This is a genomic window from Dolichospermum circinale AWQC310F, assembly GCF_000426925.1.
In the GTDB taxonomy this organism is placed as follows: Bacteria; Cyanobacteriota; Cyanobacteriia; order Cyanobacteriales; family Nostocaceae; genus Dolichospermum; species Dolichospermum circinale.
Genome location: NZ_KE384663.1, coordinates 164893 through 178910, shown reverse-complemented (window position 1 = coordinate 178910; position 14018 = coordinate 164893). Strand labels below are relative to the sequence as shown.

Annotated in this window: 13 protein-coding genes and 1 riboswitch; of the genes, 8 read left to right on the top strand and 5 right to left on the bottom strand. The window is 37.1% G+C overall.

Going from position 1 to position 14018, the window contains the following annotated elements; all coding sequences use genetic code 11:
* Positions 1-8: 8 nt before the first annotated feature.
* Complete coding sequence (locus tag ACIR310F_RS0101260; RefSeq protein ID WP_028082255.1) at positions 9-1316, bottom strand: ATP-binding response regulator; 1308 nt, start codon at positions 1314-1316, stop codon at positions 9-11.
* Positions 1317-2232: 916 nt separating this feature from the next.
* Between ACIR310F_RS0101260 and ACIR310F_RS0101255 the strand changes: the two genes are divergently transcribed.
* Positions 2233-2955: a response regulator transcription factor gene (locus tag ACIR310F_RS0101255; protein ID WP_028082254.1), complete on the top strand. Its 723-nt coding sequence runs from the start codon at positions 2233-2235 to the stop codon at positions 2953-2955.
* Positions 2956-3095: 140 nt separating this feature from the next.
* Here ACIR310F_RS0101255 and ACIR310F_RS0101250 read toward each other — a convergent pair whose 3' ends face one another.
* A complete protein-coding gene (locus ACIR310F_RS0101250; protein ID WP_051289433.1) occupies positions 3096-4442 on the bottom strand; it encodes a lipid-A-disaccharide synthase-related protein in 1347 nt (448 codons plus the stop codon).
* Positions 4443-4483: 41 nt separating this feature from the next.
* The gene (locus ACIR310F_RS0101245; protein ID WP_035367405.1) at positions 4484-5320 is read right to left on the bottom strand and encodes a carbohydrate ABC transporter permease; all 837 of its coding nucleotides are present in this window, start codon (positions 5318-5320) and stop codon (positions 4484-4486) included.
* Between the two features lie 219 nt (positions 5321-5539).
* On the opposite strand from ACIR310F_RS0101245, the gene ACIR310F_RS0101240 reads away from it, so the two are divergent.
* Both ACIR310F_RS0101240 and ACIR310F_RS0101235 read left to right on the top strand, forming a co-directional pair.
* Complete coding sequence (locus ACIR310F_RS0101240) at positions 5540-6376, top strand: D-alanyl-D-alanine carboxypeptidase family protein (protein ID WP_028082251.1); 837 nt, start codon at positions 5540-5542, stop codon at positions 6374-6376.
* Between the two features lie 56 nt (positions 6377-6432).
* Positions 6433-7005 (top strand): TIGR04376 family protein, encoded by a 573-nt coding sequence (locus ACIR310F_RS0101235; RefSeq protein ID WP_028082250.1) that lies wholly within the window; start codon positions 6433-6435, stop codon positions 7003-7005.
* Positions 7006-7107: 102 nt separating this feature from the next.
* Here ACIR310F_RS0101235 and ACIR310F_RS0101230 read toward each other — a convergent pair whose 3' ends face one another.
* Positions 7108-8556 (bottom strand): hypothetical protein, encoded by a 1449-nt coding sequence (locus ACIR310F_RS0101230; RefSeq protein WP_028082249.1) that lies wholly within the window; start codon positions 8554-8556, stop codon positions 7108-7110.
* Between the two features lie 159 nt (positions 8557-8715).
* Positions 8716-9792: a magnesium-protoporphyrin IX monomethyl ester (oxidative) cyclase gene (acsF, locus tag ACIR310F_RS0101225; protein WP_028082248.1), complete on the bottom strand. Its 1077-nt coding sequence runs from the start codon at positions 9790-9792 to the stop codon at positions 8716-8718.
* A 715-nt stretch (positions 9793-10507) separates the two neighbouring features.
* Between acsF and ACIR310F_RS0101215 the strand changes: the two genes are divergently transcribed.
* The 5 genes from ACIR310F_RS0101215 to ACIR310F_RS0101195 all read left to right on the top strand — a co-directional run bounded on the left by ACIR310F_RS0101215 (position 10508) and on the right by ACIR310F_RS0101195 (position 13960).
* Positions 10508-10981 carry a DUF2726 domain-containing protein gene (locus ACIR310F_RS0101215; protein WP_028082246.1) on the top strand — a complete coding sequence of 158 codons (474 nt, stop codon included), beginning with the start codon at positions 10508-10510 and terminating at the stop codon, positions 10979-10981.
* Between the two features lie 226 nt (positions 10982-11207).
* Positions 11208-11304: riboswitch (TPP riboswitch) on the top strand.
* A gap of 6 nt (positions 11305-11310) precedes the next feature.
* The gene (thiC, locus tag ACIR310F_RS0101210) at positions 11311-12684 is read left to right on the top strand and encodes a phosphomethylpyrimidine synthase (protein WP_028082245.1); all 1374 of its coding nucleotides are present in this window, start codon (positions 11311-11313) and stop codon (positions 12682-12684) included.
* Positions 12685-12770: 86 nt separating this feature from the next.
* The gene (locus ACIR310F_RS0101205) at positions 12771-13223 is read left to right on the top strand and encodes a hypothetical protein (protein WP_028082244.1); all 453 of its coding nucleotides are present in this window, start codon (positions 12771-12773) and stop codon (positions 13221-13223) included.
* A 117-nt stretch (positions 13224-13340) separates the two neighbouring features.
* Positions 13341-13553 (top strand): hypothetical protein, encoded by a 213-nt coding sequence (locus tag ACIR310F_RS0101200; RefSeq protein ID WP_028082243.1) that lies wholly within the window; start codon positions 13341-13343, stop codon positions 13551-13553.
* Between the two features lie 5 nt (positions 13554-13558).
* Entirely contained in the window at positions 13559-13960 is a 402-nt protein-coding gene (locus tag ACIR310F_RS0101195) for a hypothetical protein (protein WP_028082242.1), read from the top strand.
* Positions 13961-14018: the final 58 nt, after the last annotated feature.

Genomic DNA, 14018 nt, shown 5'->3' with positions numbered 1-14018 from the left:
TTAATCATCTACAATTTCAAATTGGGAGAATTTATTGATGATTTCCTATGGTAATATATGGAATGAAAATGATGCTGATGAGTACGAGAAACTACATTACCTAAATCGGCTATCAAATTTATTTTCCGTGGTAATTCTATTTTAAACATTGAACCGACTCCTAATTTACTTTCGATATATATTTTTCCTCCCATCATGCGTACTAATGAATCAACAATAGCTAAACCCAATCCTGCACCAGAATATTTACGGCTAATCCCTTGATCAACTTGATGAAATGCTGCAAAAATATTTTGAAAATCTTGAGTAGCAATACCAATTCCTGTATCTTCTACAGCAATTGTAACTCTATTTTGATGTATTTCTTTGATTTCTACGAAAATATTTCCAGATTCTGTAAACTTAATGGCATTAGAAAGCAAATTCATTAAAATTTGCCGTAATCTTACTGCATCATTAAATACTAATTTATTGTTTAGATCTCCTTTGACTAGCAAAGATAAATTCTTGGCTTCAGCTAAAGAACGGATTTCTTTCACTGTATTACTAACAACTTCTGATAAATCGAATATTTCTGGCTTGAGTTCTAATTTACCGGCTTCTATGTGGGAAAAGTCGAGGATTTCATTGAACAACATTAGTAATTTTTTACCATTATTGAGGATGCGTTCTACCATGTCCATTTGCTGATTTGTTAAATTCCCAAATTTAGGACGTAATAAAATTTGAGAAAATCCAATAATCGCATTCATTGGGGTTCGCAATTCATGGGATATCGTCGCTAAAAATAATGATTTTAACCTTGATATCTCCAAAAGTGCCAGTTTTTGTTGCTGAATTTGTTGCTGTTGTCTTGCCAATTCTTTACCCTGAATAGTTAGCTCTTCTCGACTTTCTTTAAGTTGTTGATTTGCTAACTCTAACTGCATTTGGGTGCGGTGGATACGAATTGCACTTCTCAAAATTTGGGCTATGGTTTGTGAAGATAATGTAGACTTGATCAAATACTCACTAGCACCTGCTTTGATACAATCTCCAGCTATTGCTTCATTTCCTGAATTTATCAAAATCACTAAAGGAACTTTGATGGCTGAAGAATTTATTTTCTGAATTAATTTTAAGCAATCTTGATTTCGTAAATGATAGTCGAGAAATATACAATCATAGTGATTATTAATCAGAGCCGAGAGCGCGTGATGGCTATCTTTGACTTCATCAAGTTCTATACTAATTCCTGTCTCCCTCAGAGCTAGATTTAATAGCACACGCTCTACTTCATTCTCTTCTACAACTAAAATTTTTAGCGTTTCTTCCATCGATTTTTATTTTCACTGTAGTCAAATCAAATACTTTATCTAGTTGAAAACATTGTAAATTAGCAATTAGTTAACTGTCTTCACCCATTAGTGAGAATTGCATGGAAACATTGTGTACCAAAAGCCTCAACAATATTACTTAAATAGGTAATATGTCTCAATAAAAATCACTCCGCTAAGTATATATTTTGATAGCACTTAGGTTAAAAGTCTTTGCAAATCTGAGTTTTATTTATCCTTGACGGAAACATATCACTAAGGCTAAGAAAAGCTATAACGCGCAGTTCTACCATATACACTGGATTACCCCCTACCGATTAAATGCTATATCTAGTCAATTGCAAATTTAGGAATCATGCTTAAACTGTAATTTTCCGGATTTGTCTCAATAATTTCATTTGTTTTGGGAAAAATATCTATATATCTTTAGCTAGATTTTGACGACGATTGAACTACAAATATTGGCAATTTATTACTCCTCTAGATAGATGTTAACTGGCAACAGGATCATCTACCTTGGTGCCGATGAATATAAGTTAGATGAATATCAGGTAAAAACTCATATTTACAATATTTTAAATAAACTCTGTGCATAGGCCAGCTAGTATCATAAGTTAGACGGATATATCTTTAGCTAGATTTTTACACCTATATTGACTTATCTTAACTATAAGAATCGATCATTTATTATTTCTCCTGGTAGATGTTCATTGGTGACAAAATCATCTATCCTAAGTCTGGGTGACTGAAATAAGTTAAATGAAATTTTGATCTGAGAAATAGTTTTGATTAGTGTTTCTGTGCAAAAATAGTTACTTAATACAAAGGTTCAAAATCTCAGGAAACAAGCTTTTTACCTTCCACCTCCTGTCTCCTGGTGCTACAGGGAAGCAATCCGATTATCATGGGTGTAACAATGAATGAAATTAGTATTATATTGATTGAAGATCATGATTTAACCCGTATGGGACTGAGAACCGAATTGCAGTCACATAGCGGCTTTAAAGTGATTGGTGAGGCGGCTAATGCGACTGTTGGATTAAAACTTTTAGAAACGATGAAACCAGATGTGGCCGTGATAGATATTGGTTTACCTGATATGGACGGAATTGAACTAACACGCAAATTTAGACGTTATCAGGCTGAAACAGGACAATCACAGACAAAAGTTCTGATCCTGACCATGGATAATACAGAAGATGCTGTCTTGGCGGCTTTCGCAGCAGGAGCAGATTCTTATTATATGAAGGAAACAAGTATTAATAAATTTACGGAAGCGGTACAAGTCACTTTTCGTGGTAACTCTTGGATTGACCCGGCGATCGCTAATCTGGTATTAAGAAAAGTACGCCAGGGTAACTCTGGTGATAATCAATCATCCGATAAGCCGAAAACTGTAAAAATCGAGGCTTTGGAAACAGAATATGAACAAGTTTTAGAAACCTACCCCCTCACCCAACGGGAACTGGAAATTTTAGAATTGATTGTGGGTGGTTGCAGTAATGGACAAATTGCAGAAAAATTATATATTACCGTAGGAACGGTAAAAACTCATGTTCGCAATATTTTAAACAAACTCTGTGCTGATGATCGTACCCAAGCAGCAGTTCGGGCTTTGCGTTCTGGCTTAGTAGCTTAATCACTCAGTAGTTACTAGTCACTAGTTATTTTACGCCTTATGTGAGTTAAAAATGCCCCGGTCATTTTAAGGGTTTCAGACTTCACTTTACCGACAAGTCCTAGTCTTAGGAACGAGACTGCGTTCTTTCAGCCTCCAACTCACATAAGACGTATTTTATTACCCATTACCAATCTTTCCTGTAAACATTCTGCAATCCTTTGTGCTGCACCCGCAAGTCCCATACGCTGTAACCCGTTTTTAGCAATGTCATGCAAAAGATCAGGATTTTTCAGTAGAGACTGAATGGCTGGTAACACCTGTGATGGTTGATTGACTAAGGTTAGGGATATTCCTAACAGCCGACTTTGGGCTTCTGCAAAAGCGGTGTTATATTGGGGACCACCACCAGGAATAGCAATGGCTGGTTTTCCTAAACCAATGAATTGTTCCGTTGCAGTCCCCGCCATAGCGATGGCCAAATCACCTAAATGTAAACACTCATTATAAGCTGCTTGTGTCAAAATTAAATAAGCATTTTTTTGTTTAAAAGTCAAGCTGTCCGGGTCAGGAATTTGTAAAGGAGATTGATCACAAAGTCGCCAACCTTGAATATGTAAACTTTGAGATAAAATACCACAATCTAAACCAGGCGCGATCGCCCCCAAAAAAATCATTGTTCCAGCACCAAAGAATAAAGAATCTGGTTGTTGTAAACTAGCAACCAAGGCAGATACAGAAACCATGATTATTTCCCAATTATTATAAGCTTCCGGGGCGCGAGAACCGGGCAACAGAGTCACAATCAAAGGACGAATTTGTTCTTTGTGTTCAGCATTACCACGATCAAACCCTGGGCTGCTAAAATTGGTCTTTAACCCATCCATCATCGGATTTCCTGCATCTACAGCCGGAATTGACCACTTTTTTAAGATCTTCGTCGTCAGAGAATCTCTAGGAAACACAGCCTGACAACGGCTGCGACTCATTAACCACCTTTCCCAAGGATGGTAAATTGAACCAGAAAAATTTTCCCACTTTGCGGATTTTGATTTTCGTGGTAATAAACCCGCTTCATCACGCACATAATATTCTGATTTAGCCGTACCTACAAAAGCGTAATTAGCACCACTTGTAGCTGCGAATAACAGGGGGACAATATCCCCCACAGCTAGAATAGCCTTTTGATTCCCTAAGCTTGTTTGTAGCCTCACCCAACGGCGTACAGATTTGATTTGATTCCAGGTTAACTGGATCAAACCACCGCCCACATCACGCATTAGCTCTTTGCTATCCATATAAACAAAACCGCCAGAAGGCATATTCTGTACCTTACCGATTATGGGAACGTTTATTTTTTGATAAGCGCGTCCTTCACCCACTATTGGTAAAACAAAGATATCTGGTGGGGAAGATAATGTTTGTAAAGCCTGGATAATCCGTACAGCAATGATATCTTCTCCATGACCATTGCTTAAAACTAGTAATTGTAAACGAGAATTGGCCATTGACTTGAAAAACACCCTCTAATATTAATTTAGAATATTAATTAACCCTTAACACCACTAGCAGTATCCGTAGGGACAATGTATTTTTGCAAGAACAGGAATAATACTAACACTGGAGTAATTGAAATTACTGAACCAGCAGCTACCAAACGCCAGTCTAAAGAAAAAGTCCCCGCTAACTTAGCAACTCCCAGTGGTAAAGTGTATAAACTTTCATCCTGAATCACAATTAAAGGCCATAAAAAGTCACTCCAAGCGCCAATAAAGACAAAAATAGCCAGAGTAATTAGCGCCGGACGGATAGCGGGTAGCATTACATACCACCATAATCCTAACTCAGAAGTACCATCTAAACGAGCAGCTTCTTCAATTTCCTTTGGTACAGTTATCAGGGCTTGACGTAGTAAAAATATACCAAAAGCAGAAGCTAAACTAGGGAAAATTACCCCTAGATAACTATTTCTCAAACCTAATTGCACTGTGAGAATATATAAAGGAATCATGACAATTTGGAAAGGAATCATAATTGTGGCCACAATAGCAATGAAAATTCCGTTTCTGCCCAAAAATGATAGTCTAGCTAAGGGATAAGCTGCTAAGGAACAAAACAACAAATTTAAACCGACAGTTAATACAGATACTAGGATACTATTATATAAATAAGTGGCAAAAGGTAGAGATTGCCAGACTTGAGAGAAGTTTTCTAAGGTAGGTTGACTAGGTAATAATGCGGGTGGTGATTGCCAGATATTTTCCGTTGGTGACTTCAGTGATGTGCTAATTAGCCATAACATGGGAAAGAGCATGACTAAAGCGATCGCTCCTAGTATGGCATAAATAAGTAAAGTTTGCAGTCGGGAGTTTTTTAAATTCATCATTTTACCGAGATGTATTTAGTATCAATTTTGTTTATTATAATTGATGAACTAAAAAATAGACCTGATTCCATAATTAATAATTATACACAGGAATTTGATCTAAAGTTACAAAACACAAAAAACAAGATTTACGACTGGTTAAAATATCCGGTACTTCTTTAATAATTCGGGTATTTAAGATATGATGAAATCGAAATTTTCAAAAAAAGTAATATTTTCATGAAACTAATTCTGAAAATAGCAGCATTTGTTACTATAATTATTTTTGTCAGTGTTACCCTAGTCTTTGCTCACAAAATTTCCCAAAGTCAGTTAACATCAAATACTGAGACTGTCAAAGAATGCGTAAATGAATTTAATGGAAGTTGTCAGCAACCAAAAATAGCTGTAAATGTGCCATTTATTCCTGATCAGAAATTGGATGATCAACAGCGGTTTTTAACAACAATTGCCAATAAAATTCCCACAGTTCCTGAGATTGATACATTTGAATATACCTTACTACGTTCCTATGGAACAGTATTTATTAATCAAGACTCAGAAATTAAACTACCAGAAAAAGTCATTTTAGACAATGAAATAGAAACCCAATCTTTTCAGGATCAAATCAGTATAGAACTAGTAAATGGTACAGAAGAATGTTATTTACAAAAACCAGCAGCAGCAGCATTAAATAAAGCCAAAGAGTTAGAAAATATTTCTCTAAAATCTGGTTATGCTGGGGATTGTTTGCGTAATTTTGCCACTAATTTAAGATTTTGGAATAAATACGCAAATAGAGAAACATTAACCCAAGTAAAAGCTGGGAAAGAGACAAAAATTCTTGGTTTAGTTGCACCTCCAGGGACATCACAACATTTGTGGGGATTAGCAATTGATTTACAAATATTAACACCGGCTCAAAAACAGATTTTAAATGAAAATGGCTGGTTTCAAACAGTAGTTAATGATCTTCCCCATTGGACATATTTAGGTTGGAGAGAGGAGGACTTACCGAAATTTGGGTTACGACAAAAAATCATCCAAGGAATTAAATATTGGACTACACCAATTTAACTAATTTGTAATTTGCTGATAAAATAGATATATATTTGAGAATTGGAGCTTTAACAATGAGTTTATTTGATGATTTAAGTCGCTTTTTAGAAAGTCGTCTAGAAGAATTTTTGCGGAATAACCCTCATTTAGAATTAGAAGCACTTTTAGAACAACTACGGGAACAGGAAGAAGACACATTAAAGTTAATTTCTGAGTTACAATTACAAGAGAAGCGATCGCAAGATGAAATTCTTTCCACAGCCCAAGAAATTCAAAAATGGCATATCCGTATTCAAAAAGCCCAAGCTGCGGGTAGACAAGATTTAATCACTCCAGCCCAACAGCGAGAAGCTGCATTATTGCGGGAAGGAAATCAAATGTGGGGACATATGCAAGGCTTAAAAGAACGCATTACCCAGTCCCAAGAACTACTTGGGAAAATTCAAAAACGTCGCCAAGAGGTACAAAATAAAGCAGCAGAAATGCAAACAGCCAGAACCAAAGCACAAAGCCAGCAAAAGTTAGAAAATTATGGTTGGAACACTGCTAGTAATTCTCAAAGTAATTTTGATGAATTAGAAGATAAATTTCGCCGTTGGGAAACCGAAGATGAATTAGAAAAACTCAAACGCAAAATGGGGAAATAAATAATTATTAACAAAAAGACCACCGATTTAGATCTCGAACTTCTTATATAAGACTGGGATCTAACTCAATACTCAATAGATTTTTGTTTTTCTCCTAGTTTATTATTCTTCTATTAACTTGCGAATTTTACCAGTTTGGCGTTTACGAATTACCCCTTGCCAAAGAATTTTTTGCTGTGTAGAACGTCCGGCTAAAGAGCGAATTGCAACAACTTCAATATTAACATTAATACCTGGATTTAAAGCGAGGCTGGGGATGTTTAACTTACCCAAAGCTAGATTAAAATTGTTATAGCTGCGGCTGACCAATTCTGGCGGAATTTCCCCAGCATATACAGTTTCAGGATTAACATAATCATCAACATGATCATGGAACTGATATTTGATGATAAATTTAGTATTGATCACATCAGAGTGACCAGCTAAATCAACTATTCTTAAAATAAGATTTTGTTTTGAATTAGCAAGTTCAGCCACAGCCAATCTAGTCACATCTTTTTGAAGAATAGCACGATTGACATTGTACTCCGTCAAACTTCCTGTAGTTTTGCTATTACCATCAATCCAGAGATATTCAGGAAAAGAAATATCTATTTCTTTGCTATCATTTAGAGTTAGTTTTACCGATGGATTAGCAAAGTTGGTAATCGGCTGTTTCTCTCGCCAAAATAATTTAAAACTTCCCTCTAATCGCCGTTCAAACTCCCGATATTCATCAGCAAGTATAGAACCAGTCGCCAGTAAAGATTTTGCCCCTTGACGAATTTGCCATTTATTTTTAGAAAGGCTAAATTGTTGATTGACTAATTGAGAAATTGCTATTTCCGCAGTTGGTTGATCATCTACTAAAGCTGCTTTACTATTAACTATACTTAAAATTCCCAATCGCCCTGGTTTGCCATCACGTCCATTTACACCAGAGCTACCATAACGCCCATCATAACAATTATAAACTTTTTGAGTACATTGACGATTGGGAGTACCAGGATTTCCTACACAGACTTCTCTCACCCAACTTCGTTGACGACAAGAACAACCCAACGTACCCTGTCCACCCCGGCCACCTCGGCCACCTTTACCACCAACAGCCCGGAGGGCAATTTTTTTTAAATCCGCCAAATTGCTATAATAGACTGTGAGATCGCCACCATGACCACCATGACCACCATTGCCACCATGACCACCATTACCACCATTGGGTGCATAAACATCATTATTCCCTCCTTGTGATCCATATTGTCCACAGCTAGGTTGAGAACCGAAACCACCATCTTCTCCATCTTGGCCATCTTTACCAGATAAGTCAAGATTTAAGGGTGAACCATCAGCATATATTGTTTGACTTGTACTGCTTGAACCATCTTCACCATTTCGACCACTTCGACCATTTCGACCAACATTGACAATATTAAGTAATATATCAAACAATCCAGCTATTTTTGATTCTTGAACATTCGTTGGACAGACAACCGCAGCAGAAACCGGTGATATGTTAGTAAATAAACAAAACGTCAGCAGAAATGGCAATTGATATCTGAAATTTTTGTGCATAATCATAATAATTTCTTACCTTTGCATCTTTGTTCCTTAGCGTCTACCCTGCGGGATATCTAAAAGAGACTGCGCGAAACAAAATTAATAAGATAATCAAAAATAAAAAATGTGGCTCTGTTGCAAACAAAACCACATTTAAAGGAAATTAATCTCAGATTAACGAGCTTGACCGTGAGCAGAAGCCGCATCAATAGGCTTCATCAGATATAATTGTAATAACTGCCAACCATGGGACACATAAATTGGAAGTTTTTGGAAGAATTGCAGGAATTTAGGAGTATTAGAGTTAGAAATTGCTGCCAATTTTTCGTTATTCTGGACGCAAACATCTAAACGTTCATAAAATGCTGGGTTATCAACATCCAACATCACAGGGAAGACCCTACCGGCGGTTTCATTGGTCTTCTTAATTACATGAATATCATACTCTCGCGCATCTAAGCCCAAAGAAGCATAAAAATCCTTGCGTTGGATATCATTAAGATACATAGTTGCAAATACTGACAACAGGAAAAAGCGACTCCATAGTTTTGCTCTCCAGTCATTCAACATTTGCGGCTGCGCTCTCATGATCGCATCAAAGAAATCCCCGTGACGGTTTTCATCTTGACACCAGTTTTCAAAGAAACGGAAAATTGGATAGATCCGATCTTCAGGATGGGATTCTAAATGACGATAAATGGTGATATAACGCCAATAACCGATCTTTTCAGAAAGATAGGTAGCATAGAAGATGAATTTGGGCTTAAAGAACGTATAACTGCGGCTCTTAGTCAAAAACCCTAAATCTAGAGAAAGATTAAAGTCCGACATAGCTTTGTTCAAAAACCCAGCGTGACGGGCTTCATCCCGTGACATCAAGTTAAAGCACTCAGCCAAAAGAGGGCTTTTATCCTTTAAGCGACGGCCGAGTTCCTTATATAACAGGAATCCAGAAAACTCCGCTGTACAAGAACGTTCCAGAAACTCAATGAACAATTGACGAGTTTCACCGTCAATGTGATCCCATGATTGTTCAAACTGAGCATCTCTAACAAAGTGATGACGGTTGTAGTCAACGCGAAATTCTGCCAAAATAGCTTGTAATTCGTCTTCATTGACAGAAATATCCATCCGCGCCATTTCATCGAAATCAGTCGTGTAAAACCTTGGTGTTAAAAGGGTTTCCTTCGCAGGGGATTTAACTCCGGGACGGATTTCGTCAAAGCTTGGTTTTTTGAGAGAGTCTACCATGTTTTGATTTGCTCTTTTATCTTTCTTTTCTTGATTACACCAGAAAGCTGATTCTTATGCTCTCACAAGGTGCAGACGACAACAATTATGATTTTGTATGAGATTCAGTGTAGCAATATCTAGCCCAAAAATGGGTGGATAAATGATTAAGAGTTGCAAAAATCCACAAAAAACGGTTTATATGATATTTGGGTTGCAAAGGAGTTGTGGGGGAATTAACGAACCGCTCCAGGCGCAGAGGACACAGAGGGAAGAGTTAGAGAGAGAAGGCTATGCGTTTAAAAATGGTTTATATGATATTTGGGTTGCAAAGGAGTTGTGGGGGAATTAACGAACCACATATTGGTATTTTCGTAAGAGATTACATATTTTTTAACAAAAGTCAATAGTTTAATCCATAGATTTTTCCTGCGAAGTCATGATTGTGGCACGATTTAATTTTATGGATTTATTTCAATCCCTTATTCATGCTTGCTTTCAGTCGTTGGTGATTTTTACATGGTTTTTATAAAAACAACGAAATTACGTGGTTTTTTATTGATTTCTGTCTCTGGCACGATTTAATTTAATATTGCCTTCAATTAATTATTTTGCTATTTTTTAGTTGTTGATATTAAAATGAATTTAGAACGAATATTATTTGATGCTTATTTATTCCTCCAAAATACCAAACTCCCGCTAACCATTTTGCAAAAATATTAATGGAGAGAAACTAATGTTAGTAAAACCCAAAAGACTGGTTAACCTTTACGAAGAAAGAATGTTAGAATTTCTCCAAACCTGCATAGATGAAAATTATAAAATTCATACACATGTCAGCTTATCCCAACTTTGTGAATTAGGCATAGGAGTTGATATAGAACTAAGAAAATTTTTCTTTAGTTCCAGTGTAGATGCTCTGATCACAAATAATAATTATCAACCTTGTTTAGTTGTGGAATTTCAATCTACATATCATGATTTTCATGACGCAAGAGAGCGTGATAATAAAAAATTACATTTACTAACCTTAGCAGGAGTTCCCCTAATTTATTCACGAATTAAAGACTTTGGATTATTACATCTTTACTCGCAAAATGAAGAAGTAATATTTAACTTATTCACAGGCGAAAAAAGAGAAAATGCCAAAGCCTTAATTAGAAACTATTGCGAACCATCTAATTTTTCTAACCTTCTAGCTATAGCATAGTAATTGCTAACTTACCCGCCTAGCACTGAAGTGCAAGGCTAATAACAAAAGTCGTCTCAAGACGACTGAAAAAAGAAAAGATTTGAGTCCGTTTTAACGGACTTTCGCTATTAGCCTGGGGTTTCAACCCTAGACGGTTTGTGTAACGAACTACAAATCCTCCTTTCCCCATATCTTCACAATTTATCATCACCCTCTCCCAAAGATCACGAAAATGCTAGAATCTACATCATGCTAGGGGTGCTTGGGAAACTAAGCTGAGATCAAACCCTTAACACCTGAGTCTGGATAATACCAGCGGAGGGAAGCTGTTTATTGAGGAATTGGATATGCGTACAGAATGGGTAGCTAAGAGACGTGGACAAGACAACGTATCGCAAATGCACTACGCTCGTCAGGGTGTAATCACTGAAGAAATGCAATACGTAGCCAAGCGGGAAAATCTGCCGGCTGAACTTATCCGCGCTGAAGTAGCACGGGGGCGGATGATTATCCCCGCAAATATTAATCACACAAATTTAGAACCGATGGCTATTGGTATCGCTTCTAAGTGTAAAGTTAACGCTAATATCGGTGCTTCTCCCAATTCTTCTAATTTGCAGGAAGAGGTTGATAAACTTAATTTGGCGGTAAAATATGGCGCTGATACGGTGATGGATTTGTCTACAGGTGGTGGTAATTTAGACGAAATTCGTACCGCAATTATCCAGGCTTCGCCTGTTCCCATTGGGACTGTTCCAGTTTACCAAGCTTTAGAAAGTGTTCACGGAACAATTGAAAATCTCACTGCTGATGACTTTCTCCACATTATTGAAAAACACGCCCAGCAAGGGGTAGATTATCAAACTATCCACGCGGGGATTTTAATTGAACATTTACCTTTAGTGAGAAACCGAATTACTGGTATTGTTTCTCGCGGTGGTGGAATTTTGGCGCGGTGGATGTTGCATCACCATAAACAAAACCCGCTGTATACCCATTTTAACGACATCATTGAGATTTTTAAGAAATATGATGTTTCTTTCAGTTTAGGCGACTCCCTGCGCCCAGGATGTACCCATGATGCGTCCGATGAAGCCCAGTTGGCGGAACTGAAAACTCTGGGAAATCTCACCCGCAAAGCTTGGGAACATGATGTGCAGGTGATGGTAGAAGGTCCAGGTCACGTACCTATGGATCAAATAGAGTTTAATGTCCGCAAACAAATGGAAGAGTGTTCGGAAGCGCCTTTCTATGTTCTTGGTCCTTTGGTGACAGATATTGCTCCTGGTTATGATCATATTACATCAGCGATCGGGGCTGCAATGGCGGGCTGGTATGGAACAGCGATGTTGTGTTATGTGACACCTAAAGAACATTTAGGTTTACCTGATGCTGAAGATGTACGGAATGGCTTAATTGCGTATAAAATTGCGGCTCATGCGGCGGATATTGCGAGACATCGCCCTGGTGCTAGAGATAGAGATGATCAACTTTCTGAAGCTCGCTATAATTTCGACTGGAATCGTCAATTTGAGTTATCTTTAGACCCAGAAAGAGCGAAGGAATATCACGACGAAACTTTACCAGCAGATATCTATAAAACTGCTGAGTTTTGTTCCATGTGTGGACCTAAATTCTGTCCAATGCAGACTAAGGTTGATGCTGATGCTTTGACTGAATTGGAGAAGTTTTTGGCTAAAGAACCTGTAGCGCAAGCTTAAATATTGAGCAACCAGATCCCCGACTTCTTAGAGAAGTCGGGGATCTAAAATTTCAATATACTTTTAAAATTTACTGGATAAGTAATATGGATTTATCTCTTTTGAAATGGACTAAAAACGTGAAACGCGAGGATGGTGATTGGGCATATTCACGATACAAAGTTTATGATCTCTTCAAACTGGCTTGGAAAGACAGTGAACAGAATGCTGGTAAACCAGAAAAGGACGATTTGATTTTGCTCAGACAACACGGATATGTCACTCATTTGGTAAGAGTTTTGGACTATAAGCCTGAACATGAGGATTGGAAAGGTGATTACAACATATACCGAATTGTTGAGGTATCTTGGGCTATTGATTTTGTTACTCCACCCAAATCAGCAAAAGCAGATAAAATATTTGATTATTCAGAGGTTCTTAGCTATCAGGGTGGAAATATTATGAAATTAGAGGAATTGCCAACTTTTAAGGATCGTTGGGATAAAGACGGTGGTTTAGAAGCGTTTCAAACCCACATTCAGAGTTTATTGGAGTTGTGAGGCGATCGCTCGCTATATAAGGATTTTAGGGAGAGCGATCACTTTCAAATAAACCAAATAAAATAGAATTAAGATAACTTTGACCCTACATATCTCAAACACATCCAGTAGGAAAATATGACATTAACCGATTTACTCCCATCAATTCGACAACTTTCACCCCCAGAAAAACTCAAATTAATTCGTATTCTTGCAGAAGATTTAGACTCTGCTGAAGATATTTCTCCACTAGAACCCTTCAAAACATATCACCTAGCAACACCTTATAACAACTTTGGTGCAGGAGAAATTCTGATAGAAAAACTAAATCAATCAATTTCTAATGATTAAAGTTTATGCGGTTCAAATATTCAACAAATGATCCTAGCCAAAACGAATTTGATAGTTTACCAAGACTTCCATTAATTTTATATCGTGGGGATAAAATAGTAGAAGCACTTGGTTTAGTAGACAGTGGTGCTACCGTCAATGTTTTACCTTATGAAATGGGGCTTCAGTTAGGTGGAGTATGGGACAAAAATAAAGCCATTATTCAATTATCAGGTAATCTTAGTCAAGCAGCTATGCCATTTTTTGTAACCGCTCAAATAGGTGAATTTCCTTCAGTTAGATTGGCTTTTGCATGGGTGAGTAAACCAAATGCGCCCTTAATTCTGGGACAAACTAACTTTTTTCTAGAATTTGATGTTTCTTTCTATCGTTCACAACTTGAATTTGAAATTAAACCTAAATCATAATATTTTATTCTTACTTCAATGACTCGACAATCTCATGACCAATTCGCTAAAGAATATT